This window comes from Streptomyces sp. NBC_00873, assembly GCF_045207415.1.
Lineage (GTDB): Bacteria > Actinomycetota > Actinomycetes > Streptomycetales > Streptomycetaceae > Streptomyces.
Genome location: NZ_CP108803.1, coordinates 1,385,485 through 1,410,802 on the forward strand (window position 1 = coordinate 1,385,485; position 25,318 = coordinate 1,410,802).

Annotated in this window: 19 protein-coding genes; 10 read left to right on the plus strand and 9 right to left on the minus strand. The window is 67.5% G+C overall.

Features of this window, described 5'->3' with window-relative positions:
• The first annotated feature begins 44 nt into the window (after positions 1 to 44).
• The 5 genes from OH809_RS06520 (at position 45) to OH809_RS06540 (ending at position 9,732) form a co-directional block, all read left to right on the plus strand.
• Positions 45 to 2,195 carry an N-6 DNA methylase gene (locus OH809_RS06520; protein WP_406423289.1) on the plus strand — a complete coding sequence of 717 codons (2,151 nt, stop codon included), beginning with the start codon at positions 45 to 47 and terminating at the stop codon, positions 2,193 to 2,195.
• 77 nt (positions 2,196 to 2,272) lie between these two features.
• On the plus strand, positions 2,273 to 4,282 hold the full coding sequence (locus tag OH809_RS06525) for an N-6 DNA methylase (RefSeq protein WP_406423288.1): 2,010 nt from the start codon (positions 2,273 to 2,275) through the stop codon (positions 4,280 to 4,282).
• Positions 4,279 to 5,454, plus strand: a complete 1,176-nt coding sequence (locus tag OH809_RS06530; protein WP_406423287.1) for a restriction endonuclease subunit S — start codon at positions 4,279 to 4,281, stop codon at positions 5,452 to 5,454. Before OH809_RS06525 ends, OH809_RS06530 begins: the two co-directional genes overlap by 4 nt.
• A 2-nt stretch (positions 5,455 to 5,456) precedes the next feature.
• Positions 5,457 to 8,654: a type I restriction endonuclease subunit R gene (locus tag OH809_RS06535; RefSeq protein ID WP_406423286.1), complete on the plus strand. Its 3,198-nt coding sequence runs from the start codon at positions 5,457 to 5,459 to the stop codon at positions 8,652 to 8,654.
• Positions 8,655 to 9,015: 361 nt separating this feature from the next.
• Complete coding sequence (locus tag OH809_RS06540; RefSeq protein ID WP_406423285.1) at positions 9,016 to 9,732, plus strand: EcsC family protein; 717 nt, start codon at positions 9,016 to 9,018, stop codon at positions 9,730 to 9,732.
• A gap of 421 nt (positions 9,733 to 10,153) precedes the next feature.
• Here OH809_RS06540 and OH809_RS06545 read toward each other — a convergent pair whose 3' ends face one another.
• Positions 10,154 to 10,366, minus strand: a complete 213-nt coding sequence (locus OH809_RS06545) for a DUF397 domain-containing protein (protein WP_406423284.1) — start codon at positions 10,364 to 10,366, stop codon at positions 10,154 to 10,156.
• On the minus strand, positions 10,363 to 11,235 hold the full coding sequence (locus tag OH809_RS06550) for a helix-turn-helix domain-containing protein (RefSeq protein WP_406423283.1): 873 nt from the start codon (positions 11,233 to 11,235) through the stop codon (positions 10,363 to 10,365). Before OH809_RS06550 ends, OH809_RS06545 begins: the two co-directional genes overlap by 4 nt.
• 148 nt (positions 11,236 to 11,383) lie before the next feature.
• On the opposite strand from OH809_RS06550, the gene OH809_RS06555 reads away from it, so the two are divergent.
• Positions 11,384 to 11,851, plus strand: a complete 468-nt coding sequence (locus OH809_RS06555) for an ATP-binding protein (protein ID WP_406423282.1) — start codon at positions 11,384 to 11,386, stop codon at positions 11,849 to 11,851.
• Positions 11,852 to 11,863: 12 nt separating this feature from the next.
• Here the strand turns inward: OH809_RS06555 and OH809_RS06560 are convergent, their stop codons facing one another.
• From OH809_RS06560 to OH809_RS06575, 4 genes are all read right to left on the minus strand, one after another.
• On the minus strand, positions 11,864 to 12,712 hold the full coding sequence (locus OH809_RS06560) for an SDR family NAD(P)-dependent oxidoreductase (RefSeq protein ID WP_406423281.1): 849 nt from the start codon (positions 12,710 to 12,712) through the stop codon (positions 11,864 to 11,866).
• Positions 12,713 to 12,747: 35 nt separating this feature from the next.
• The gene (locus OH809_RS06565) at positions 12,748 to 14,133 is read right to left on the minus strand and encodes a hypothetical protein (protein WP_406423280.1); all 1,386 of its coding nucleotides are present in this window, start codon (positions 14,131 to 14,133) and stop codon (positions 12,748 to 12,750) included.
• Between the two features lie 126 nt (positions 14,134 to 14,259).
• The gene (locus OH809_RS06570; protein WP_406423279.1) at positions 14,260 to 14,904 is read right to left on the minus strand and encodes a guanylate kinase; all 645 of its coding nucleotides are present in this window, start codon (positions 14,902 to 14,904) and stop codon (positions 14,260 to 14,262) included.
• Positions 14,901 to 15,503: an AAA family ATPase gene (locus OH809_RS06575; protein WP_406423278.1), complete on the minus strand. Its 603-nt coding sequence runs from the start codon at positions 15,501 to 15,503 to the stop codon at positions 14,901 to 14,903. The genes OH809_RS06570 and OH809_RS06575 overlap by 4 nt, the downstream gene beginning before the upstream one ends.
• Positions 15,504 to 15,878: 375 nt before the next feature.
• On the opposite strand from OH809_RS06575, the gene OH809_RS06580 reads away from it, so the two are divergent.
• The 4 genes from OH809_RS06580 (at position 15,879) to OH809_RS06595 (ending at position 20,501) form a co-directional block, all read left to right on the plus strand.
• Entirely contained in the window at positions 15,879 to 17,468 is a 1,590-nt protein-coding gene (locus OH809_RS06580) for a protein kinase domain-containing protein (RefSeq protein WP_406423277.1), read from the plus strand.
• Positions 17,469 to 17,536: 68 nt separating this feature from the next.
• Positions 17,537 to 19,669, plus strand: coding sequence for a UvrD-helicase domain-containing protein (locus OH809_RS06585; protein WP_406423276.1), 2,133 nt, complete (start codon positions 17,537 to 17,539; stop codon positions 19,667 to 19,669).
• Between the two features lie 114 nt (positions 19,670 to 19,783).
• Positions 19,784 to 20,056 carry a type II toxin-antitoxin system Phd/YefM family antitoxin gene (locus OH809_RS06590; RefSeq protein ID WP_406423275.1) on the plus strand — a complete coding sequence of 91 codons (273 nt, stop codon included), beginning with the start codon at positions 19,784 to 19,786 and terminating at the stop codon, positions 20,054 to 20,056.
• A complete protein-coding gene (locus tag OH809_RS06595; protein ID WP_406423274.1) occupies positions 20,049 to 20,501 on the plus strand; it encodes a PIN domain-containing protein in 453 nt (150 codons plus the stop codon). The genes OH809_RS06590 and OH809_RS06595 overlap by 8 nt, the downstream gene beginning before the upstream one ends.
• 64 nt (positions 20,502 to 20,565) lie before the next feature.
• Here the strand turns inward: OH809_RS06595 and OH809_RS06600 are convergent, their stop codons facing one another.
• The 3 genes from OH809_RS06600 to OH809_RS06610 form a co-directional block, all read right to left on the minus strand.
• Complete coding sequence (locus OH809_RS06600) at positions 20,566 to 21,525, minus strand: alpha/beta fold hydrolase (protein WP_406425338.1); 960 nt, start codon at positions 21,523 to 21,525, stop codon at positions 20,566 to 20,568.
• 604 nt (positions 21,526 to 22,129) lie between these two features.
• On the minus strand, positions 22,130 to 24,208 hold the full coding sequence (locus tag OH809_RS06605; RefSeq protein WP_406423273.1) for a PQQ-dependent sugar dehydrogenase: 2,079 nt from the start codon (positions 24,206 to 24,208) through the stop codon (positions 22,130 to 22,132).
• A 102-nt stretch (positions 24,209 to 24,310) separates the two neighbouring features.
• Positions 24,311 to 25,273 carry a hypothetical protein gene (locus OH809_RS06610; RefSeq protein WP_406423272.1) on the minus strand — a complete coding sequence of 321 codons (963 nt, stop codon included), beginning with the start codon at positions 25,271 to 25,273 and terminating at the stop codon, positions 24,311 to 24,313.
• Between the last annotated feature and the right edge of the window lie 45 nt (positions 25,274 to 25,318).

A 25,318-nucleotide genomic window follows, 5' to 3' on the forward strand; every position in this document is an offset into this window, starting at 1 on the left:
GCTGTAGGGTGTTTACTGTTCGCTCTCGAGAGGCCCAGGAACCCATGCCACAGCCATCAGCCCAGGTGACCGCCGCCGAAATCTCCCGTATCGCGGGTGTCACGCGCGCCACTGTCAGCAACTGGCGCCGTCGGCACGACGACTTCCCGGCCCCGTCCGGCGGCACCGACACCAGTCCGCTCTACGACCTGGAGGCGGTACGGGGATGGCTGGAGGCACGCGGGCAGTCGTCGGCCGCCACACCGTCCGAGGAGCTGCGTACCGTGCTGCGGCTCCACGGGTCGGGGGCCGGCGTCGCGGCACGCCTGTTCCCTCTCGTCCTCGCGACGTCACGGCGCAGCGCGAACGAGCTCACCGCTCTTGATGAACTGCCGGACTCCGACGTCATCGCCCAGGCCGACAGCGCGACAGCGGAGCTGGCTGGCTCGGTCCCGGAGGCGGAGGCCGTTCACTTCCGTACGGACGACGTCGGCGCTCTCCGTGCCTTGATCCGCTGCGTACGCGATGAGGGCGCCCAGAGCACTCTCGACGTCCTCGCCGAACGTGAACTGGACGACACGGCTTCCAGCGGTACGTATCAGACACCTCTGGGGCTCGCGGACCTCATGGCACGACTCCTGCCCGGTCGCACGACACGAGTCCTCGATCCGGCCTGCGGCAGTGGCAGTCTGCTCGCGGCAGCGGCCCGACAGGGCGCGACCGAGCTGTACGGCCAGGACTCGCTGCCCGTACAGGCTCAGCGCAGCGCCGTACGCCTGCTGCTGTCAGCGCCCGATGCACAGGTCACCGTGCGCGCTGGAGACACCCTGCGTGCCGACGCCTTCCCGGAGTTGAGGGTCGGGGGCGTGCTCTGCAATCCGCCGTACGGCGATCGCGACTGGGGGCACGAAGAGCTCGCGTACGACCAGCGGTGGGCCTACGGTGTGCCGCCGCGGATCGAATCGGAACTGGCCTGGACGCAGCACGCGCTGGCGCATCTGGAGCCCGGCGGCTACGCGGTGATGGTGCTGCCGCCGGCCACAGCCGCCCGTGCCTCCGGCCGCCGTATCCGCGCCGAACTCGTACGCAGTGGTGCGCTGCGCGCCGTCGTCGGCCTTCCCATCGGCGCTTCCGCGCCTCTGCACATCGGCATGCACGTATGGGTCCTCCAGCGCCCCGAGCCGGGTGGCACGGACAGCAAGTCCGTGCTGTTCGTGGACGTGAGCGGAGACCAGCGCGAAGGCCCGCCGAGCTCACCGCGGGACGCGTACTCCCGGCTGCGGCACCGTCGCACGGGCGTGGACTGGAACACGCTGTCCGAAGAGGTCCTCGGCCACTGGACCGCGTACACGGACGACCCGGAATCCTTCACCGACGCACCCGGCATCGCGCGCGCCGTACCGACCATTGACCTCGTCGACGACCTCGTCGACCTCACCCCGGCCCGACAGGTGCGTGCCGCACCCGTCGACATCGATCCGGCAGAGGTGGCTCAGCGCACGGAAGAACGACGCAAGCTGCTCGCCGCTTCCCTCAACGCCCTTGAGAGCGCAGCGGGTTACGGACCGTGGAAGGCAGCCACGGAGTCCTCACGGGCGTGGCGTACGGCTACCGTCTCCGACCTTGCCCGAGGAGGCGCGCTCTCCTTGCTGCGGGCGGCAGTCCCTGCCGGCCGTGGGGATGCCCGAACCGGGAGCCCGAACACGGACGGTGCGGAACGCCCGGTGCTCACCGCATCCGACATCGGCAGCGGCGCACGCCCGTCGGGCACTGCGGAGGACCTGCGTACCGATGCGACGCATACCGTCGCCGCGGGTGATGTTCTCGTACGCGGCGTCGCCGGCGGCAGCGGCATCATGGTCCGCGTCGCGGATGAGGCGGACGCCGAGGCTCTACTCGGCCATCACATTCACCTGCTGCGACCGGACCCGGCACGGCTCGATCCCTGGTTCCTCGCAGGGTTCCTCGGCGCCGAGGACAACATCGCCGGAGCCTCCACAGGCAGCACCATCCTGCATGTCTCGCCAGGCAGGCTCCGCGTGCCGCTCCTTCCGCTGGAGGAACAGCGACGGTACGGGGCAGCATTCCGCCGCGCCTACGAACTGCGTACCGCTGCCCGGCAGACGGCCGAGCTCGCCGAGGAGACGGCACAGGCACTGCTCACCGGCCTGACGGCCGGGGCGCTACTCCCGCCGCTCGAGAGCCCGTTGGCCTGAACGGCAACACCGTCTTCACACATCGATCACACTGGATCCCAACCGCCCCAGCCGGGCGGGCCATCGAAGGGAACGCGTTGAACAGCAGTAAGCACACGGAGCTGGCGAACCACGCCTGGTCCGTCGCCGATCTCCTGCGCGGCGATTACAAGCAGTCCGACTACGGCAAGGTCATCCTGCCGCTCACGGTGCTGCGCCGCCTGGAGTGCGTCCTGGAACCGACGCGCGACAAGGTCGTCGAGACCGTCGCCAAGTTCGCGGGCCAGGAGATCGACACCGACCACTTCCTGCGCCGCGCCTCGGGCCACTCCTTCTACAACAAGAGCGACCTCACGCTGCGGAAGATCGCGGCCGACCCGCAGAACGCGGCGAAGAACCTGCAGATCTACGTCGGCGCCTTCTCCGACAACGCCCGCGAGGTCCTCGACAAGTACGAGTTCAACCAGCAGGTCAGGAAGCTCGACTCCGCGAACCTCCTCTACCAGGTCATCGGCAAGTTCACCGACCTCGACCTGCACCCTGATGTCGTGCCCAACCACAACATGGGTTACATCTTCGAGGAGCTGATCCGCCGCTTCTCCGAGCAGTCGAACGAGACCGCGGGTGAGCACTTCACCCCGCGCGAGGTCATCAAGCTGATGGTCAACCTGCTGGTGGCCCCGGACGCGGACGCCCTGATGCTGCCGGGTGTCGTCCGTACGGTCATGGACCCGGCCTGCGGCACGGGCGGCATGCTCAGCGCCGCCGACGACCGCATCAAGGCCCTCAACCCAGACGCGACGGTCGAGGTGTACGGGCAGGAGCTCAACCCCGAGTCCTGGGCGATTTGCCGGTCCGACCTCATGATCAAGGGCCAGGACCCGGAGAACATCGCCTTCGGCAACTCCTTCAGCGACGACGGCCACGCCCGCCGGAAGTTCGACTACATCCTCGCCAACCCGCCGTTCGGCGTGGAGTGGAAGAAGGTCAGGGAGGATGTCGAGTACGAGCACAAGTCGCTGGGCGACGTCGGCCGCTTCGGCGCGGGCCTGCCGCGCATCAACGACGGCTCGCTACTCTTCCTCCAGCACATGATCTCGAAGATGAAGCCGGTGGATGTAAACGGCGGAGGCGGCTCCCGCATCGCCATCGTCTTCAACGGCTCCCCGCTGTTCACGGGCGCGGCCGAGTCCGGCGAGTCCAACATCCGCCGCTGGATCCTGGAGAACGACTGGCTGGAGGCGGTCGTCGCCCTGCCGGACCAGCTCTTCTACAACACCGGCATCTCGACGTACTTCTGGATCCTCACCAACCGTAAGGACGCCGACTACCAGGGCAAGGTCGTCCTTCTCGACGCGCGCGACCAATGGCAGAAGATGCGCAAGTCGCTCGGCGACAAGCGCAAAGAACTCGGCATCGGGACGAACGGCCGCCCCGACCACATCGCCGACATCACCCGGCTGTACGCGGAGGCTCTCCAGGTCGCGAACGACCCCGGGCACCCGTTGCACGGCAAGGTCAAGGTCTTCGCCAACGAGGACTTCGGCTACCAGCGCATCACCGTCGAACGACCGCTGAAGCTGCGCTTCGAGGTCGCCGAGGAGACGTTGGCGGCGCTCGCGGAGGCCAAGCCGGTGGCGAAGCTGGAGCAGAGCGAGGAGTTCGTGGCGGCGGTTCGCACGCTACTCGGCTCGTCGTGGACGACGAAGACAGAGGCGTTCATCGCCCTCAAGGACGCGGTCGCCGCGGCCGGCCTGACATGGCCGACGGGCGCGCCGTTCGCGAAGGCGGTACGGGAGACGATCGGCGTCCGCGACCCGGAGGGCGAGGTCCAGAAGATCAAGGGCACGCCGGAGCCGGATGCGGACCTCCGGGACTACGAGAACGTTCCGCTCGGCGAGGACGTCGAGGACTACCTCAAGCGCGAGGCGTTGCCGCACGTCCCGGACGCGTGGATCGACCACACGAAGACCAAGATCGGCTACGAGATCCCGTTCACGCGGCACTTCTACGTGTACAAGCCGCCGAGGCCGCTGGCGGAGATCGACGCGGAGTTGAAGTCACTGGAGGCGGAAATTCAGGCGTTGTTGGGTGAGGTGACCGAATGATCTCTACCGTTCCCCTGAAGCGCGTTACGCGGATGGCGTATGGCGACTCTCTGGCCACCGATACGCGGATCGACGGAGATTTTCCGGTCGTTGGCTCCGGCGGAGTCTCTGGTAGACACAATGCGCATAATTTTCGTGCGCCAGGCATCGTAGTTGGCCGGAAAGGCAGCTACGGCTCTGTGCACTGGCTACCCGATGGCGGATTCGCCATCGATACCGCCTATTATATCGATGAGCGGTTCACCTCTGCAGACCTCCGCTGGCTCTACTACGTCCTGCACGCTGTAGACCTTCGAGGACCGTCCCAGGATGTGGGCGTGCCCGGGTTGGCACGCGAGGCTGCCTATGAGGTCGCCGTTCCGGTCCCCCCTTCACTGGAGGAGCAGCGCCGCATCGCCGACTTCCTCGACGCCGAGACCGCCCGCATCGACAAGCTTGTGCGCCTCCGAAGTGAGCAGTCGGCACTGATCGGTGAGGGTATCGCGGCTGAAGCAGTCGACTTGACCGGTCGTTCCCACATTAGACGAGGTGGCGGCACGACTGAAAATATGGTTCAACTGCGACGCGCGGCCATGTCTACGCAGACTGGCAGCACGCCCGCAGATCTGCATGATCTGTCAGATGGGAGCGCACCAGAGGACAATCTTCCGTGGTACACGCCTGCCGCTATCGATTCCTGGATGTCCATCGCAACTGCCGAGAAGACTACTCACCGAGACGGCGCCCCACTTTTTCCTGCTGGCAGCGTGGTCATTACCGGCATCGGTGAATCCCTGGGCAAAGTTGCGCACCTGAACCACGTCGCAACCGGAAATCAGCAGCTAACAGCCATTACCCCTCAGGTCGGGGTGAGTGGAAAGTTCATAGCCTGGCAACTTTGGGCTGCTGAGCAGGAGATTCGCGAGTGGGCACAGTACTCGCGTATTCGCATCATCAACAACGATTCACTCAAATCCTTTCCGATCTACCTTCCTTCGCGCGCCGAACAAGACACAGTGGTGCGCACGCTCGATTCCCACATGGTACGTGTTCGGCAGATTACAGACGCGTTCCTGAGGTTTCAGAGGCTTGCGGATGAGCGCCGCCAGGCCCTGATCAGCGCTGCCGTAACTGGTCAGTTCGACGTCTCCACCGCCAGCGGGCGCAACGTAACGGACGGAGTGAGCGCGTAGCCATGAGCCCTATCCACGGGGAGTCCGCCTTCGGTGATGCCATCGTCGCCGCCATGGCCGAGCGCGGCTGGCGCGAGGCGCGCCCGCAGGACTACCAGGCCGATCTCGGCCTGGACACCAACGAGCTGTTCACCTTCATCGGTGCGACCCAGCCCGACGAGTGGAACGAGCTGCTCACCGTCTACGGCGGCGACCCGAACGAGGCCCAGCGCGGGTTCGCCGGCCGTCTCGACCAGGCGATCGCCACCAGCGGACTTCTCGACGTGCTCCGCAACGGTGTCAAGGACCGCGGTGTCCTGCTCCGCGTCGCCTACTTCAAGCCGAACCTCGTCGCCCACGACTCCGTACTCGACGGGTACCGCGCCAACCGTCTCACCGTCGTCCGTGAGCTCGAGTACGCGACCAAGCAGGCCGACTGGGGCAACCGGCTCGACCTCGCCCTGTTCCTGAACGGCATACCCGTCGCCACGGCCGAGTTGAAGAACCCGTTGACCAAGCAGGGGGTGGAGCACGCCAAGGAGCAGTACCGCACCGACCGCGACCCCACGGAGCTGATCTTCACCCGCCGCGTCGTCGCGAACTTCGCCGTCGACCCGGACCTCGTCTTCGTTGCCACCCAGCTCAAGGGCAAGAACACCCGCTTCCTGCCGTTCAACACCGGCTCCAACGGCCCCGGTCAGCCGGGCGGCGCGGGCAACCCTGCTCCGACCGCCTTCGGCGCGTACGCGACCTCGTACCTCTGGGAGCAGGTCTGGCAGCCGGACAACTGGCTGGACCTGCTCCAGCGGTTCGTACACCTGCACAAGAGCAAGACGCCCGGTGGCGGCAGCACCAAGACGATGGTCTTCCCCCGCTTCCAGCAGTGGGACGCGGTCAAGAAGCTCACCGCGCACGCCGCCACCCACGGCGCGGGCCACGACTACCTAATCATGGCCTCGGCCGGATCGGGCAAGTCGAACACCATCGGCTGGCTCGCCCACCGCCTCAGCGACCTGCACACCCCCACCGACCCCAGCGCACTCGACCCCGAAGCCGTCTCCAAGGGCCTCAAGCCCGGCGTCCCGGTCTTCGACAAGGTCATCGTCATCACCGACCGCCGCAACCTGGACGCCCAGCTCCGGGAAACGGTCGGCAATTTCGAGCAGACCGCGGGCCTGGTCGTGAAGATCGACGAGAAGCACGGGGCGAAGGGCGAGCAGCTCGCCAAGGCCCTCTCCCGCGACACCGGGAAGATCGTCACCGTCACCCTGCACTCCTTCCCGGCGCTGCTCGACTACGTCCAGCGCAACCCCACCGAGATCCAGGGCAGCCGCTTCGCGATCATCGTGGACGAGGCGCACTCCTCGCAGTCCGGCGACGCCGCCACCGCCGTACGATCCGCTTTGCGCGACCTCGGCCTGGACTCCGACTCGGACGACGCGGGCGCGACCACGGTCAAGGCCGAGGCCGCCAGCCTCGACGAGCAGCTCAAGAAGCGGGCCGAGCAGCGCTCCCGCGCCGCGAACCTCTCCTACTTCGCGTTCACCGCCACGCCGAAGGCCAAGACCCTCGAACTCTTCGGCACGCTCCAGAACATCGACGGCAAGGCGACGTACCGGCCCTTCCACACGTACTCCATGCGGCAGGCCATCGAAGAGGGGTTCATCCTCGATCCGCTGCGCAACTACGTCACGTACAACACGTACTGGAAGCTGGTGAACCAGAACCCTGACGAGCGGGAAGTCGACCCGTCGAAGGCGAACACCCTGCTCGCCCGGTACGCGCTGACCCACGACTCGACCGTCGCCCAGCACGCCCAGGTGATCGTGGAGCACTTCGTGACCCACAGCCGGGGCCGTCTCGGCGGGCGGGCCAAGTCGATGGTGGTGACCGCATCGCGGCAGTCCGCCGTGCAGATGGCGCGCGCCATCAAGAGCTACATCAAGGACCGGGACTACGACACCAAGTACCCCGACCTTGGCGTCCTCGTCGCCTTCTCCGGATCACTCACCGTCGACGGCGAGGAGACCACCGAGCCGAAGGAGAACGGCGGCCTGTCCGAGAGCGCGCTGCCGAAGGCGTTCGCGTACACACGTGCCGACGACAAGGCCGCCCGAGCCGGCGGTTCAGGTCAGAGCGAGTACAAGATCCTGGTCGTAGCGGAGAAGTACCAGACCGGATTCGACCAGCCGCTCCTGACGACGATGTACGTCAACAAGTCGCTGACCGGCATCTCCGCCGTGCAGACGCTGTCGCGGCTGAACCGGACCGCCGAACGCAAGACGCAGGGGGACCTGGCGGTACTGGACTTCGTCAACGAGGCCGAGGACATCCAGGAGTCCTTCCGCCCGTACTTCGAGGAGGCGATGACCCTCCCTTCCGACCCCAACCTGCTCTACACCGCGCAGAGCAGGGTCATGCAGGCGGCGATGTTGTCCGGGCAGGAGATGGACGAGTTCGCGGCCGCGTACTTCGCCGCTAAGGAGAGGGCGGCAGGCTCACAGTCCAAGTGGGAAAAGCTGCACGCCGAGCTGTACCGGCTGCTCTCTCCCGCGGTGGCCCGCTTCACGGCTCTGTTGGAGAGCGAGGACGAGGACGACCAGGAGGCGGCGGAGGACTTTCGCGCCGACCTCAACGACTACGTCAGGAAGTACGGCTTCCTCGCGCAGATCGTCCCCTACCGGGATGCCGAGTTGGAGCGGTTGCACCTCTACGGCCGCTATCTCCTCAACCGGCTGCCGCGCCGCGCGGACGGCGGCGTGGACATAGGCGAGGTCGACCTCAGCCACATGCGGGTGGAGAAGACCGGTGAGTACGACGTCTCCCTCACCTCCGAGGGCCCGACGATGATGCAGGGCTTCGGCGACGGCTCGGGCGGCGCGAAAGAAGCGGAGAAGTCGCTGCTCTCCCAGCTGATCGACAAGTTCAACGAACGCTTCGGCACCGAGTTCACCGAGCAGGACGTCATCCGGCCCTTCGAGGAGGCCAAGGCCGACCCCAAGGTGCGGGCGGCAGCCGTCGTCAACGACGAGGACAACTTCGGGCTCGTCTTCGACAACGTCTTCGCGGACAAGATGGCCGACCACATCGACACCATCGCGGGCATGGGCCGTCAGTACTTCGGCCCTGACAAGGGCTTCAAGTCCAGCCTGGACCGCAGCGCCCGCAAGGCCGCCTGGCGGATGATCCGCCGCGAGGAGGGCCTGGACGACGACGTCTGATGCGTACGCCCCGGCTGGACATGCTGGCCGGGGCGCCCTTTGGAAAACGTAATAAGCACAGCCGGACCACGGCACGGAGGCTGGCGCGGGTCGCTACGCCTTCTGTCTCCCCTCAACTGCGAGAAGCCACTCCAGGAGCGGGCGATGGACAACGAGATTCATTCGGGATGCTCCAGTGGCAGGTCGAGACTGTCGAGGCGCGGTGCGCCCTGTTGGAGCGGCGCAACGCTCCTTGGCAATGCGGCGATGGATCAACCGCGGCCATTCCTCGCCTGGCCCACCGCGAGACCGAACTCGTGAAAGTCAGGCTCGGTAATCGGCCGCACATGTCATTGGATTTCTGCGTACAAAAGTGTGCGCAGTGCAAGTCGCCCTCTTCATGAGGTGCAGCGGATCGGGAGGGGCAATAATGAACCATGCGGCGGGCGAGTTCGACGAATCTCGGCTCCAGAAGGCTGTCGAGACAATCGTCATCACACCGGAGGCGGCCACAAAGCTCGTAAGCGGTTACCGTGCGACTTTCGAGGACAAGTTCAAGCGGGAGCCCGAGAGCCTGGAGGACAGGCGCCGGATCGCGGCCAAGATCATAGGCCGGTACTCCAAACTCTCGGCAGCCGCTGGGGCGGCTACCGCAGCCCCGGGCGTGATTCCAGGTATCGGGACGGCGGTCGCAGTCTTGGGCGGCGGTGTCACTGATATCGCCGTGGCACTCAAGCTCCAGGTCGACATGTGCATGTGCCTGGTCGAGGTGTACGAGACCGAGCTGAGCAGTGAGGACAAGAAGCACCTCGCCTTCACGATCGCGTTGGCGGGTTCGGCAGAACAGATGGCGACAAAGGGTGGCAAGGCGGCGGTCCAGAAGATCGCCGAGAAGTTGGTCTACCAGTACCTGAAAGGGCCCGCCTTGGTCACGATCAAGCAGTTGTTCAAGCGGGTTTCCATCACCTTCACCCAGAAGGCGATGGCCAAGGCGATTCCAGCCGGCATAGGTGTCGCTTTCAGTAGCTCAACCAACTACGTCCTGACGACGGTGGTGGGCAAGGTTGCCGTCGCCGTCCTGGCCAAAGATGTGAAATAGCAACGCTGCATCGGATCCGGTACTGCGGACTCAGTTGCCAGACCTGTACTCCAGTCTCACTCTGCGATCTGACGGGACGGCAGGTTTCGTGAGGACGTCGATGCATGGGCGAGGTCACCTGTTGATCACGGTGTTGTGGAACGCGACGAGGAAGGCTGAGTGAACGCCGACCGTCAGCCACGTGCGCAGCCCGACTAGACCCTCAACTGCGAAGAGCCGCATATCGGCAGCGGATTCTGCGTCTATTTCGTCGTTCCCCGGCATGAATGCGTACACGGTCGTCAAGTGACCTGGATCTGATCTGGTGGTCGGCCCCGGCTCTTCGGAGCGGGGACGCCTTTCTGCCTCAGCTAACCGTGCAAGACGAGGGTGCCCAGCCGCCTGTGCGACTGGGCACCCACGGGGGTTACGAATGTACGGCTCATATGGTCTGGTCGGCGGCCAGCCGGACGAGCCCGGCCCACGCCTGGGGGGTAACCGTCAGGGCCGGTCCCGACCGGACCTTCGAGTCCCGGATGTGTACGGCGTCCAAGGCGGCCGCCACCTCCACACAGTCGCCCCCCTCAGCGCCGCTGTAGCTGCTTTTGAACCAGGCGACTTCCAGAGCGGCATCCGAGCTCTCTGCGGTGTTCATAGCTCTCCCAGCAAATTCTCGACGAATCCCAGGGTCTCTCGCGGAGTGAGAGCCTGGGACCGGATGATCCCATAACGCGCGGCGGCGAGACGTACCTCTTCTCGGTCTGTCAACAGGCTGCTTCGCCCTTGGACCTCCATGTACGTGAACTGCTCTCCGCCTTTGCGCGTGATAACCGTGAACGGCCCGTCCACTCCCGCGTTGTCCTCACGGTCGAGCGGCATGACCTGGATCTCCACATTTCGCCTCTGGCCGATGAGCAGCAGCTGTTCGAGCTGCCCTCGCAACACTGCCTTCCCACCGAGAGGCTTACGCAGCACGGACTCTTCGAACACGAAGCTGAGCAGCGGCGCAGGCCAGCGATCGAAGATCGTCTGCCGAGCGAGTCGGGCTGCCACCCGCAGCTCGATCGTCTCCTCGTCCAGCAGAGGGCGACGCATGGCGAGCAGCGCCCGCGTGTACTCCTCTGTCTGCAACAGCCCCTTGACCACGTGGGTGTCGTAGGAGCACAGTTCGGCCGCCTCAGCCTCCAATCGCGCCATGCCCCTGAAGAACGCCGGGTATTGGGCCCGTCCCACCTCCCCCTTCAGCGCCTTCAGAACGCCCCCGGCATCCAGTACCTCGTCCGCCCGGTCGATGAACCTCGGCGGCGGGATACGCCGCCCCTGCTCGAAGGAAGCGATCGACTGGCCCGCGTAGCCCGTGAGCTTCCCGAACTCCGGCCGTTCCAGCCCCGCCCGTACCCGCAGCAGCTTCAACTGCCGGCCGAACGCCGTCACCACGCCCGACCCCGGCTCGTCCTCCGGCCGGGGCCCGGCGTCATCCCGTACGCCCGGCTCGCCCTGCTCCATCGGTTCCGAAGAGTCCATCGGCCCCACCACCTCACCGGTCCAACGCCGCGCTCCGAACTCTGTCACGCTGCGTGCCACGTACGCACCGCAAGCCGTCGCGTACAACCAACGCTCGACGGCGCGTCACCACTGTTCACGCTACGCCACCAAACGGCAACGTCGAGGCATGAACAGCAACCCGTCACCCCTCCCCGTATGTGCCGTCCGCCCCAGCCAACCCTGCTTCCCGTGGCATCACTTCACGATGCGCTTCAGTTCCACCCCACGCGGCGCCCGTCTCGCCCGACGCCTGGCCGGGGAACGCCTCGACGCCTGGGGCATCCCTTACGGCAGCGACGCCCACGACGTGCTGACGCTGATCGTGGCGGAGCTCAGCACCAACGCCGTACGCCACGGACGCGTACCCGGCCGCGACTTCCGCCTGCGACTCTCCGCCGAGGGCGCGACCCTGCGCGTGGAGGTCACCGACTCACGCGGCGAGAGCATCCCGACCCTCGCCGAACCGTCCAACGACCTGGCCGAAGGCCGCGGCCTCCTCCTGGTGGCCGCACTCACCGACCGCTGGGGCTGGTATCCGTGCGTCGACGGACCTGGCAAAACGGTGTGGGCCGTACTGGACGTGGGACTGTCGTAGGCGCTCATCCACTCATGTAGCCGTCCCGCCCTGTCGGCCCGGAACCGTTCCCAGCCCCGCCTGCGGCTGGCCGCCGTCAACCGGGATGTGGGCACCGTTCACCGCTCCGGAGGCCGGTGAGAGGAGGAAGGTGATAACCCGGGCGACCTCCTCAGCGTTCAGCAGGCGCCCGCTAGGGTTGCGTTCTGCGTACGCCTCATAGGCCTCCGGGTCACGTCGGCGCAGGCGGTCCCAGCTCTTGCCCGGCAGGAGAATCGAACCAGGGCTGACGGTGTTGACCCGGACCCCGTACGGGGCAAGTTCCTGACACAGGGCACCCGCGAGGTAGATCTCCGACGCCTTGGCCGCCCCGTACTGTGCCGGGAAGCGAGGCTTCCAGCCGGAGATGGAGGCGACGATCACCACGGAGCTGCCCGGACGCAGACTGTCCAGCGCCGACCGCACGGTGCGCACCGCGTGGCCGCCGTTCAGCTCCCAGGTCGCCTGCCAGTCCTCGCGGGTCGAGTCGAGGAGGCCGCCGCCCCGCTTGCCTCCGGTGTTGGCGACCAGGCCGTCGAGGCCGCCGAGCACGCTCCCGGCCTGCCGGGTGAAGTCCTCCAGTTCGTCCGGCGCCAGGACGTCCACAGATCCAGCCACAACCTGGGCGTCGAAGTCCTTGCGCAGCTCGGACGAAGCCTGAGCCAGAGTGTCGGGGTCGCGACCGCAGATCGCAACGGACGCTCCCTCGGCGGCGAGGAGTCGGGAGACCGCGTACCCCAGTCCCCTGCTGCCACCGGTCACCAGGAACGATTTGCCACGCAGTCCGTACGCGACAGCCGGTGCTGGCACCGCGCTCTCCTCGGCCTCTTCACGCTGGTCCATGGGCCTCACTCTGTCACCCGGACATCCTCGGGGACTCAACGCACCAGCTTGCGGATGACGATGCCCACAATGAGAGTGGTGAACAGCATTCCCGCCGCTGTGAACGAGACCGCAATCGCCGACCATTCGGCCGTCTTGAGCTCGGACGGCATGCCGGTGCCGACGTTCAACCACAGGGCGAGGGCCAGAACGAAGCTCTTACCGGCGACGGTCACGTCCGTAAGATCTCGTCCTGGTTCGCGCACTGCCCCCACCAGATGGAGTACCACGCCCGTCAGCACGACCCCCACCGCCAGCACACGCGCCGGGTTGCGTGCGCGCACTCCCCAGCCGAGGACCCCGCCGAGGATGCCCCGCCCGATGGCGCGCCGCAGCGGCGGCAAGACCGCTGCCTCGCGCTGTCGCGCAAGGTAGTAGAGCTCGTCAACTTCGCGGTTCCGGTTCCTTCTGGCCAGTGCCGACCGTACGGACTCCAAAGCAACAGCGGTCACTTCGGTGAAGGACCGCTCCAGGAAAGAAAGGGCTTGGGAGCCGTTGCGGAAGACCTCGCCGGCCAGTTCCATGTCACCGACGCTGGAGGAGCTGTCGAGGCTGTAGCGGGAGCTGCCGGACGGAAGTCCGAGGGTGCCCGTGACCGAGGAACCGTGCAGGCTGATCACCGACGATGATTCGGACGCCGAAGCGAGGGACATGACTGTCGTGTTGTGAAGGGCAAGGCGAGCGGTCGTATCGGTCCGACCGCCGCCCGAGCTGTCACAGAGCCCGAGATTGCGGATCTCCACAGGACCTCTGACGGTGCTGTTCGTGATCGTGCTGTCCTCGACAGGAATGACCAACCCGTTCACTCGCACCGTCTCACTGCAGCGAAGCTCGTTCGCCCGCAGCGGCTCGTCAAGTCGCACACGCTGCAAGGTGAGCTCAGGTGTCTCGACATCGTCGAGTTCGATTGCGGACAGCCAGAGATCGTCGAACGTGACGTCCTCACGGGCGCGCAGTCCTCGCACGACCACACGAGGTCGGCCGAGGCGGCCGCCCGTGGCCTGGCTGCGGACCGCGAGCGCGGATACGCGTGTGTTGCCAATCCGGATCGGCCCGCGCAGAGCGTTGATCTGTACGAGCTCCTCCACGCGGAGGCGCTCCAGCCGAGTGTGCCCGCACGAGTGCAGAGCAAGAAAGTCGAGCGCGGAGTCGATGATCGTGACCTCACAGCCCATCGACGCATTGCGGATGGTCAGTCGGCCGATCCGGGAATTCACCACCAGGAGCGCGTCCGCTTCCACGTGATCGACGACCAGTTCATCGATGTGGCAGGAGCGTACGGTGAGCGCCCCGTCGATGCTCATACGGTCCAGGGAGACACGGTCGGCCGATACGGTGTCCAGCAGAAGGTCCGTCGTGACCTCGTCCTGATGCAGATGCACGCTGCGATCACTGACGGTGCGCTGGCGACCGATTCTCGCCAGCTCCTCTAACGTCCGGACAACTCCCACCGGCATCCCCCTGCTGCTTGTGGCCGTTGATGTCGCTGTGCGTGTACTCGGATGTGCTCACGCATGGCGCTGAGTCGCGCTCCGGCGAGCCCCGCTTCCGTCCGTGCCGAGCCCGAGAGTCGCGAACAGCTCCTCCGTACCCAAGACGTCCGGTGCCCCGTCGAGCGCGTGGGCAATCTGCCTGGCAGCCGTCTCCGAATCCGTACGGTCCGTGCGTACCACCAGGTCGAACAGGTCCCGTACATCGGAGTCGAGAACGTCCTGTGCGGTCTCGTCCCAGGCGGTGAGCCGCTTCGGCGTATCGGTGTCTCCCCGTTCGCGGGACCGTGCCTCGCACACGTTCCTTGGAACCCAGAGGAGGACGCGCAGCCACGAGGTCGCCCGACTGCGGTCCAGCAGCGTGCGCATATCGGTGACGTTACCGATGTGAGTGATGGGGATCCGGCCCCGCTCCTGCGGCTGCGTGAGGGAGAGGTCGTCGACCGCGTAGATGTTTCCGTAGCGCCGGGTCTCCGCCACGATCCTGCCCTGGTGGCGCAGGTCATCGAGTTCCTCGGCGGTGACGAACCGGTATCCGGCTGACCGACCGGTTCCGTGCTTGAGCTTGGTGACTGATTCGAAGCGTGGGTCGGCGGAGCAGAGAGCTGCCGTCACGGTGTCCTTGCCGGCCGTGGGGGGTCCGTACAGAACGATCGCGCTCACGAGACCCCCAGAAGCCGTTGCGCGATGGACTCGACCTGCTCGGCAAGCGGGCGTGAGGTTCCGATGCGGTTGTCGATGACGTGGTGAGACGTCACCGGTCGGAGGCCGAGGTCGAGGCCGGTCGTGTACGTAGGCCAGTGCGTCAGCTTCCACGTATCGCGTGAGGCATTGCGCGAGATCAGCCGGTCTCGCATCGATTCCAGGTCGCTGTCCACCCACAGAGTCTCGAAACGGACTCCGGTCCTACGACACCGGCGTGCCACCCGAGAAGTCCATTGCGCATCGGCGCTCTCGGCGAGGAACGGCGCCACGGCGACCACGGACGTTCCGCACTCAAGGTTCTCCCAGACCGCCTTCATCAGGCACTCGTACTCCAGAGGCCTGGCGTGCTCCAGGTAGGCGGGGCTGTGGCGATCATCCGGATCCCCACCCAGTGCCAGCAGCAGTCGCTCGGTCATGGGGCGGCTGATGGTGTCCTTGTCGAGCATGGCCCAACCGGTCGCCGCCGCCAGGAGCTTGCCGGCCTCCGACTTACCCGAACCGGCATATCCGGCGACAAGAGCAAGGGTGATGGTGCTCGTGCCTAACGCAGTGGTCACGCTGTCCGCCCCCGAGACGTCTCGATACAACTGCGCCCACCTTAAGGGCGGCTGGGGACTATACCGCTCACACGCATGGCATGTTGGTGGCAATCAAGCCGCGAATGCCTCGGACTCACGGGCCGCTGATGGGCTGGTGATCACACTGGCGGATAGACATCGACATGCCCGCACCTGACCATGAATCGACCGAACGCCAGGACCTGAGACCGGCCTGGCAACGAGCCATCCGGCTGACCGGAAAGCGACGCCTCAGCCCCCACCACCCCGCCCCCGCTGGACTGGAGATCGCAGTACCAGAGAGACTTGGCCCCGACCCTGTCGGGGCAAGCGCCGCAGCGCTCCCCGGCCAGCACACGCACGCACGGGGGCAAAGTGCCGCAGCAGGTGATCTCTGGTCGTTACGAGCTGCTGGAGCAGTTCAACGAGGGCGGCATGGGCGTCGTATGGCGCGGCTATGACGCCGTCCTCGACCGGCCCGTCGCCGTGAAGGTCATCCGGCAGGCGTCGATCACCTCCCCGCACCAGGCCGAGGAGTTCGCCAAGCGGTTCCGCCGCGAGGCCCGTATCACCGCGCGTATCCAGCACCCCGGGGTGCCGCAGGTGTACGACGCGGTGCTCGACGAGTCGTACGAGCGGCTGTTCCTGGTGATGGAACTCGTCGACGGCATGTCGCTGTCCGCCTATCTCCACCCCGACCACCCCTTGCCCATCAGCTGGGGGGTCGCCGTCGCCGCGCAGGTCGCGACCGTGCTGTCGCATGCGCACGACGTGCCGGTGATCCACCGCGATCTCAAGCCGGGGAACATCCTCGTGGCCCGCGAAGGCACCGTGAAGGTCCTCGACTTCGGCATCGCGGCGATCCTGCGCACCGACGTCACCAAGCTGACGGCGACCGGAAGCCCCGTCGGCACCTACCAGTACATGTCGCCCGAGCAGGTCCGGGGCGGGCGCATCACTCCGCAGACCGACCTGTACGCGCTGGGCTGCGTCCTGCACGAACTCCTCAGCGGGCGGGTCGTGTTCACGGCGGAGAGCGATTACCTGCTGATGTTTCAGCACGTCAACGCCGCGCCCACCCCACTGCGGCAGCTGCGGCCCGACGTACCCGAGGCGCTGGAGGAGCTGGTGCTGCACCTGCTGCGCAAGGCGCCCGAGCAGCGGCCCGCCGACACGCAGGAGGTGTACGAGCGGCTGCTGCCGTTCCTCCCGCCGCCCGGCCAGGAGCGCACCGCGGCCGAGGCCGGACCGGCGGGGGTCCCCGACCCGACGGGCCTGTTCCGCCACCCGTACGCGCCCCGCGCCCGAGCCCAGGCGTCGCCGGCCGGAGGTGCTGCGCCCGTTGTCCCCGCCCCGCACGCCCAGCCGGTGCCTGTCCCTGCCCAGCTGCGCCAGGACATCAAGGAGGCGTACGACCATTCCGACGCCCTCCTGGAAGAGGAACGCTTCGCGCAGGCGGCCGAAGTGCTCAGCGAGGTCATCGAGCCCGCCGCTCTCGCCCTCGGCTCCGAGAGCAAGCCGGTCCTGGCACTGCGCCGCCGGCGCGCGGCGGTCCGCCTCCTCGGTGGCGACTACCGGGCCGCTCTGCCCGAGTTCGACAGCCTCGCCGACGCCTACGCCCGCATCAACGGCCCCACAGGCGAGCAGGCACGGTCCTGCCGCGCCCAGGCCGCCCGCTGCCGTGCCGAACTGGGTCAGGTCACCGACGCCCTCGCCGCGCTCCAGGGCGTACTGAACGTCGTACGGACCCTCGACAGCGACGTCAGCGAGGAGGCCGTCGAGCTGCGGCACAACATCGGGATGCTGCTGCTCGCCCAGGGGCGGGCCGCCGAGGCCCGGCAGATCCTCGAACCGCTCCACGAGGACATGTGCATGCTGTTCGGCCCCAAGGACGAGATGAGCGTCGAGATCGCCGAGGCACTCGCCGTGATCCGCCTCGGGCTCGACGGCGACGGCGCCGGATGAGCGACACGTACACCTCGTACACCGTGAACTCATAGGACGCACGCAGCACGTAACCGGAACGGAACACCATGCCGCACCTCGCCTTCGACATAGGTTTCTGCGCCCAACTGAGCAAGCTCCAAGGCACCGTCAAGCAGGGGGTCTTCGATGCCTGGGAGAAGTTCGAGCGCCTCACCCTGGACCAGCTCTTCAAGGACCAGGGGCTGAAACTGGAGGCGCTGAAGCAGGCCAAGGACCCGCAGATACGGACCATCCGCATCGCCCAGGGCACCCGCGGCGTCGTCCTCGCCCCGGACCGTGGCGACACCTTCGTCCTGCTGCGCGTGATGCCGCACGACAAGGCCATCGACTGGGCGATCAAGCAGAAGGCCAGCATCAACGCGGTCACCCGCGCCGTCGAGATCCGCGACATCGAGATGCTCGACGAACTCACCCCCGCCTACGAGCGGATCGCACCCGCACCCGACCAGCGGCTGTTCTCCAAGGTCTCCGACGGCGACCTGACCGCCCTCGGCATCGACGAGACCACTCTTCGCCAGGCCCGCGCCCTCACCAGCAGGGAACAGCTGGAGGTCTTCGCGCCCTACTTCCCGCAGGACCAGCGGGAAGTGCTGGAGTACCTCGCCGAGGGCTTCACCGTGGAGGAGGTCTGGCGTGACCTGGTGTCCGTCAACCTCCCCACAGCCTCAGCCGATCCGGTGGACACGAGCGACTACGCGACCGCCATCGGACACACCCGCACCCGTATCGCCCTCATCACCGCCTCCGACGAGCTGCGCGACATCCTCGACAAGCCGTTCACGGCCTGGCGGATCTTCCTCCACCCCTCCCAGCACAAGGTCGCCTACCGGGCCAGCTACTCCGGACCGGCGCAGGTGACCGGCGGACCGGGCACCGGCAAGACCGTCGTCGCTCTGCACCGTGTACGACACCTGCTGACCTTCCTGCGCGACGGCGAGCGCATCCTGCTGACCACGTACACCAACGCTCTCGTTGCCGCGCTGCGCAGTGGGCTCGCCGCCCTCGTCGAGGACGAGGAGCTGCGCGACCGCGTGGACATCACCACCGTCGACGCCCTGGCCAGCCGGGTCGTCTCCACGTCACGCCGCCCACTTCGGGGCGGCGAGGAGGAGGTCCGCTGGGAGCAGGCCGCGCGCGCCACCGGCTTCACGGGCACCGCCCAGTTCCTTGCCCAGGAGTACAAGCACGTCGTCCTCGCCCAGAACCTGCGGAGTCCTGAGGGGTACGAAGTCGCCGACCGGCGTGGGCGAGGCAGCCGCCTCCCGGCCGCCGACCGCTCTCTGGTGTGGAGTACTGTCCAGGCGTTCTCCGACCGGCTCGCCGCCGACGGCCTGCGCACGTACTTGGGAACGTGCGCGGAGGCCGCCGACCTGCTCGAAGCGAAGGATCCCCTGTACCGGCACATCGTCGTCGACGAGGCCCAGGACCTGCACCCCACCCAGTGGCGCCTCCTGCGCGCTGCTGTCCCCGCGCGCCCCGACGACCTGTTCATCGCCGGGGATCCCCACCAGCGGATCTACGACTCGAAGGTGTCGCTGAAGGCGCTCGGTATCAAGGTCGCGGGCCGCTCGACGAAGATGCGGAAGAACTACCGCAGCACGCACGAGATCCTCAGCTGGTCCACCGCACTGCTTGTCGGCCGTCCCATCGCGCAGCTGGAGGACGACGACCGCAACGAGACCCTGCTGGGATACCGTTCGGCCCTCCACGGCAGCGGCCCCGCCGTGTACGCGGCCGTGTCGGAGGAGGCCGAACTGGACGCGCTCGTCGCACAGATCCGGACGTGGACCGAGGCCGGTGTCAGCCCGGGCGAGATCGGCGTCAGTGCCCGCTTCAACAAGAACTGCGATAAGGCAATCGAACGGCTGATGGCCGCAGGCATCCCCGCAGCACAGCTGCGGTCCGACGCCTCCGAGGACGCGCCAACCGTACGAGTCGGAACGATGCACTCCTTCAAAGGGCTGGAGTTCCGGTGCGTGGCCGTCATAGGGGCGCGCGAGGGAGCGCTGCCCTACCCAGGCGCCGTGACGCCGGCCGACGTGGACCGCCTCCAGCACGAGGCGGATCTCATGACTGAGCGCTGCCTGCTCTTCGTCGCCTGCACCCGGGCCCGCGACGGGCTGTACGTGTCCTGGTCGGGAGAGCCGAGTCCGTTCCTGGTCGAAGCGGGAGCGGCCTGAGGTCATGCCGGAGGGGTATACCCGCGCGGGTATACCCCTCCGGACATCAGTCATGCGATGGCGTCCTCCGCTCGCATTCCGGCGGGGATGTAGAACGAGTAGTACGCTGGTGTCATGAGCGACAACAGGGACGTTCCTCTCCGGGAGCTGAATCAGCAGACCTCGCGCATCATGGCCCGTGTCGAGGCCGGGGAAACCGTGACCATCACCAAGGACGGCGTTCCCATAGGGGACATCGTTCCCCGCGGCTCCCGTCTGGGGCGGCCCTCGTATCCCTTCCGTACCGACCCCATGGGGCCGCTGGATCTTCCCGACCTGGGTGGGCCCGTGCTCACCGACGACGAGATCGACGAGACACTGCGGGGCATGGGTGCGGTCGATGAGTGAGATTCCGGTCGCGATCGCCGACGCGAACGCCCTGTACCGCCTGTTCACGCCCAAGGACCCACACCATGCAGCGCACCGAGATGCGCTCAGTGCCATGGGCCACCTTGTGGTGTCGCCGATGGTGCTCACCGAACTCGACTATCTGCTGACCGCCCGCCTCGGTGCCGGTGCCTCGATGAACGCACTCGACTTCGTCGCTCGCCAGGTCGAGGCGCGGCGCTTCGAAGTGCCCGAGGTGGCACCGCATCTGCGCAGCGCCATGGCGGTCATGCGCGGGTACCAGGACGCGGACGGCGGCCAAGGGGTGGGGCTGGCTGACGCAATGAACGTGGTGCTCGCCGCCGCATTCCAGACCGCTGACCTGTTCACCACCGACCGGCACTTCCGGATGATGCGGCCACTCACCGCCCATGGAGCGTTCCGGCTCCTGCCCGACGACCTCTGAGGGCGGGCCCGAAACGGCCGGACCTGCTCCGCCAGCCACGCAGGCAGGCGGAGCTCTCCGCCCGTCACGTAGCGCTCCGCTCACTCGCCTCGCGCAGATCGTCCTCCACTGCCCGGTGGTACGCCGAGTCCGGCTCCCCCACCCCGCTGCCTGGCCGCCCCACCCGTAGCAGCTCCCGCCACCGTTCCTGACTCCAGTCGGCCGGGGCCGTGGTGCGCACGAAGTCCTCGACCAGGGCGCGGAAGCGTGCGGGGTCGCTGTGGAAGGGGAAGTGGCCCGCGCCCTCGAAGATCTCCAGGCGGCTGCCGGGCATTGCCGCGTGCGCGCGGTAGGCGTGCCGGACCGGCACCACGCTGTCGCGCGATCCCCACAGCAGCAGCGTGGGCATGCCCTCCGCCAGATAGCAGCGGTCGAGCATGGTCACCACCTGACCCTGCCAGTCGACCACCGACCGCAGGGTGCTGATGAAGGCGCTGCGCGACGTGGCGTCGGGGAGGGCGTCCACTACGTTGAGCAGTTCTGCGGCATCCTGTCCCAGGTCGGTGTCGAGCAGCTTGATCAGGCGGCTGAAGAGGCCGACCTGGCTGCGCATGCCGGGCAGTCTGAGCGAGTGCAGCATCAGGTCCGCGCCCGGCAGCGATACCGCCCGCAGGACAGGGTTGATCTCGCGCCCCACGCCGCCCGCACTGACCAGGATCAGGCGGTCGGTGCGCTCGGGGAACTGGTACGCGAACTGCATGGCCACGCCACCGCCGAGCGAGTGACCGACCAAGGTGGCACGCTCGATGTCCAGCACGCCCAGCAGGTCACGCATGCCGTTCGCGTATGCCGCCACCGAGTAGTCGGCCCGCGGCTTGTCGGAGGCCCCGTGGCCCAGCAGGTCGGGGGCGATGACCGTATGGCTGCGGGCCAATTCGGGGATCAGATCCGCCCAGGTCGCGGAGGAGTCGCCGATGCCGTGGATGAGCAGGATCGCCGGACCGTCTCCGGCGATCCGGTACGCGCGGCGGTAGCCGTGCACCATGTGGTGGCGCAGCGGCACGTCCTGCCCGGACACCGAGCGCAGGCGCCCCGCTCGGGGCGGGCGTGGCTCAGGCTCTGGGTCGCCGACCACAGGCTCGTCTCCCGTCTGCTTCTCCCCCGCTTCCTCGCTTCCTCCTCGAGCGTAGAACCTCCGGCGCACAGGGGACTTCCGGGACGTTTCAGGCAGTGCGCCACTGCTCGGCGAATCCGAGTGGGAAGAAAGTGCAAGGACTCCCGTCGAATCGGCATGCAACCACGTGCCCGCGAATTCCGAAACACGGACGTAGCAGTCGGGTGAGTCTGCGCACCCTACGATCACCCCCAGCACACCCGCCGCCGGGTTCCTGAACGCCCCCTGGGCCGCCGCGCAGCTCGCACTCGGCGAGGAGCCGGGCGACCTCGAACCACGGTTCCTCAGGCTGGACTACGCGGTCGGGGCAGGCCCGCGCCCGCTTCATCCGACACTGCTCCCGCTACCACAGCAGCGGACCGAATCCCCGCGCCGCTGCCCACGCCCACGCCCACTACCCGCGTGATGCACGTTGAGCCCCGACGTTCCGTGACGGTGCGGAGCGGGCCGACGGTCTCGGCCCGCTCCCGCGAGGTCAGTCGTCGGCCTGAGTGCCCGTGACCTTCAGGTGACGGACGCGGCCCGCGTTGTCGAAGGATCCGAAGCCCACCCGGCCCGAGGCGAAGACCGGGTCGGTGGCCGTGATCAGCGGGTTGCGGCTGCCGTCCAGGTAGACGGCGGTCTCACCGGTGTCGGCGCAGTGGGTGAGGCGCACCTTGTGCCATCCGTCGTCCTTGATCGCCGGAGATGCGCCGAAGGTTCCGTTCCACTGGTCGTCAATGCGCAGCCGGTCGGCGTCGTTGACGGTGAACATACCGTTGTGCGGGTAGATGGTGTTGTCGCTCGACAGGTGCGCGTACTGGAATCGGGTGTCGGACTGGTAGTCCCAGATGAGAATGACGTCACGGTTGGTGATCTCGACGGGGGTGTCGATCCGTACCTCCGCCTCGACGGTGACGGAGGAGTAGCGCGGGCCCGCGGTCAGGACGGCGTACTCGAAGGGGCGGCGCGGTCCCGGGCGGGCGACGCCCGGCTCGGCCAGGATCGTCTCGCGTTCGGTGTATGCCCACTTGGCCGGGGTGACCGGCGCCCAGTTGTCGGGACCGGTGGTGTGGGTGGTGGGGGTGTTGCCGATCTCGCAGTCGGCGAAGGTGCGGGTCCCGGTCACCTTCCAGACCTTGCCATTGGCCTTCGAGACGATGTACAGGCCGCCACTGCGGTCGGAGCCGAAGCGCAGGTCGACACGTTGGTCACCGGCGAGGTCGCGCATGGTGACCGCCTTCCCGGTGGACTTGTCGAAGAGCATCAGCTGCTCGAGCGGCGCGAGGTCGGCGCCGCGGTGCATGTCGCGGGTGTCCGCGGTCAGGATCCGGCCGTCCACGAGGTCACCGAAGATGTACTTTCCACGCAACGCCGGCGCGTCCTTGCCGCGGTAGACGAAGCCTCCGGCAATGGCGCGGCCCACATCGGACCGGCAGTTCCAGTCGGGTGCCGGGTCGTGGTCGTAGGCGGCGACCGGGTAGGTGTAGCCGTACTGGGCATCGTCGGCGGGGAGGGGGAGGATGCGGGCGCACGGGTCGGTGGTCTTCTTGTCGAATGCGAAGGGGCCCTCGCGCTCGCTCCAGCCGAAGTTGTCCCCGGCCTTGACCTCGTACACCGACTCGATGGCGTGCTCGCCTATATGGCCGAGATACATACGGTGGCTGCCGCCCGCGTCCCAGCTGAAGCGGTGCGGGTCCCGCATGCCTATCGCGTAGATCTCCCCGAGCGAACCGGGTTCACCGACGAACGGGTTGGACGCGGGGATGCCGTACCGGCCGTTGGCGCTGTCACGGCCCGCGGGGTCGATCCGCAGAAGCTTGCCGTGCGGGAGCGTCAGGTTCTGCGGCTCGCTGTTTCCGGCACCCTGCCCTCCGTCACCCACCGCGAGGTAGAGAAGGCCGTAGTCCTCGTCGTGGGGCTTGGCCGTCGGGTTGAAGTCGATCTGCTGAATTCCGTGGACCTGGCCGGAGAAGCCGATACGCAGCACCTCGCGATGGGTGCCGTGGAAGGCGGCGGCGGAGGGGTCGTCGGCGGTCCACTCAGTGATGATGCCGTGATAGGTGGGCGTGCCGGCCTGCTGGTAATCGGGAGTCTCGGTGGCCTGCGAGGCGAGCTCGGTGTGGACGGTGTAGAAGCGCCCGTTCGCTCCGAACTCCGGGTGGAATGCGGCGTACCCGAAGCCCTGACCGAGACCGCGGCCCGAGAAGAAGTGCGGGAATGCCGCCTTGACGTCCAGGTAGGGGTGCGGGGTGCCCCCGGAGGTGCGCGTCGCGGCGCCGGGGTCGGTGAGGTACAGGGTGCCGTTGAGGTCGGGGGTCGCCATCCGGCCGGAGCCGTCGGGGAGTTCATTGATGGTGTTGATCCGTGCGTGGCGCATCAGGCGCGGATCCGTCGGCGCCGGAATGGGTTCCGACTTGGGGAACTGTGCGAACTCCTGCAGGACGAGTCCCGTCCTGGACTGGACGGGCTTCTGCGGAATGGGGTCGGTCAGGGCGGCTGTCGCCGTGGCGGGCTCGTCGGCATGGGACGGCGCGGCGAGACCGCCCAGGGCGAGGGCTGCGCCGACGGCCACGGCCGCCCAGTTCCTTCGATATGTACGTCGTGACGCCATGTGGGTCCCTTCGGGCGGGCGCGACAAATAGGCAGGGAAAGAACGATCAAGGGACGACAATGGTCAGCGGCCCCGCGTCATGCGCCGGTACTCCGTCGCCACCGCTCCGGCCGGCACCGGGCGGTCCAGGAACAGGAGGTCGTCCATGCGGCAGTCGCAGGCGTTGTTCTCCCGGGTGTTCTGGGGGAAGCTGCCGCCGATCTTGATGCCGCGGGGATCGGTGGGCGAGGCGCGGTGGGGCGCAGGCGTGGTGGCGAGTTCCCAGGGGTCGCCCGGCGTGACGTAGAAGCCGTCCAGGGGCTTGCCGTCGCGGTAGAGGGCGAGGGTGCCGTCGCGGAAGTCGAACGTCGCGGCCAGGTGGACCCATTCGCCGCGGGGCAGCAGTTCTTCCCAGGGGGCGCCGGCAGCGAAGGTCTGGGAGGCGCCGCTGTCCAGGCGTCTTCCCAGCGCGACCAGCTTCAACTCACCGTTGACCTGGATGAGTTCGAGCAGCGCACGCACCGCGTGACCGTCAGAGGTTCCGGACAGTACGCCGGCCAGCCCGATCGCGTTGTAGCGGTCGCTCGGGTTGGCCGTGTTGGAGTTGAGGGCGGGATTGTCGCCCGTCATCTTGAACCACCCCATGACGGTGGCACCCCGGGCACTACGGAAGGCCCCGAGGGACGACATGCCCTTGGCGTCCCACGCCCCGGCCTTCCAGTCATCGTTGCCCGCGGTGGCCGGGTTCTGCTGACGTACCTGCAGGGCGGGCGAAGCGCCCGGGTAGGCCTCGTCGGCCACGCGCATCGCGGAACCGCCGTTGATCAAGCTGAGCGCGGTGCCGGAGCGCCCGATGTCCTGCTCGCGACCGGGGTCGGCGGGGTCCGGGTGCCCGAAGTCGTACGCCGCCACAGCCTGGGCTCGCAGCGGAGTGTGGGCGGTTGACGGACGGGCCGCGTGGGCCGGAAACGTGGCGGCGGCAAGCGAGGCGGTCGCGGCGAGCGCGGCGACGGCGAGTGAGTAGCGTCTGGTGCGGGGCGATGTCATACAGCCTCCCAGCGGGAGCGAGGGGCAGTCGACCGGGGTTTCCCG

What these genes read in the sequence shown, in the direction of transcription:
- OH809_RS06520 (WP_406423289.1), top strand. Translation starts at nt 45, where the DNA reads ATGCCACAGCCATCAGCCCAGGTGACCGCCGCCGAAATCTCCCGTATC.
- OH809_RS06530 (WP_406423287.1), top strand. Translation starts at nt 4,279, where the DNA reads ATGATCTCTACCGTTCCCCTGAAGCGCGTTACGCGGATGGCGTATGGC.
- OH809_RS06535 (WP_406423286.1), top strand. Translation starts at nt 5,457, where the DNA reads ATGAGCCCTATCCACGGGGAGTCCGCCTTCGGTGATGCCATCGTCGCC.
- OH809_RS06545 (WP_406423284.1), bottom strand. Translation starts at nt 10,366, where the DNA reads ATGAACACCGCAGAGAGCTCGGATGCCGCTCTGGAAGTCGCCTGGTTC.
- OH809_RS06550 (WP_406423283.1), bottom strand. Translation starts at nt 11,235, where the DNA reads ATGGACTCTTCGGAACCGATGGAGCAGGGCGAGCCGGGCGTACGGGAT.
- OH809_RS06555 (WP_406423282.1), top strand. Translation starts at nt 11,384, where the DNA reads ATGAACAGCAACCCGTCACCCCTCCCCGTATGTGCCGTCCGCCCCAGC.
- OH809_RS06560 (WP_406423281.1), bottom strand. Translation starts at nt 12,712, where the DNA reads ATGGACCAGCGTGAAGAGGCCGAGGAGAGCGCGGTGCCAGCACCGGCT.
- OH809_RS06585 (WP_406423276.1), top strand. Translation starts at nt 17,537, where the DNA reads ATGCCGCACCTCGCCTTCGACATAGGTTTCTGCGCCCAACTGAGCAAG.
- OH809_RS06590 (WP_406423275.1), top strand. Translation starts at nt 19,784, where the DNA reads ATGAGCGACAACAGGGACGTTCCTCTCCGGGAGCTGAATCAGCAGACC.
- OH809_RS06595 (WP_406423274.1), top strand. Translation starts at nt 20,049, where the DNA reads ATGAGTGAGATTCCGGTCGCGATCGCCGACGCGAACGCCCTGTACCGC.
- OH809_RS06600 (WP_406425338.1), bottom strand. Translation starts at nt 21,525, where the DNA reads ATGGTGCACGGCTACCGCCGCGCGTACCGGATCGCCGGAGACGGTCCG.
- OH809_RS06610 (WP_406423272.1), bottom strand. Translation starts at nt 25,273, where the DNA reads ATGACATCGCCCCGCACCAGACGCTACTCACTCGCCGTCGCCGCGCTC.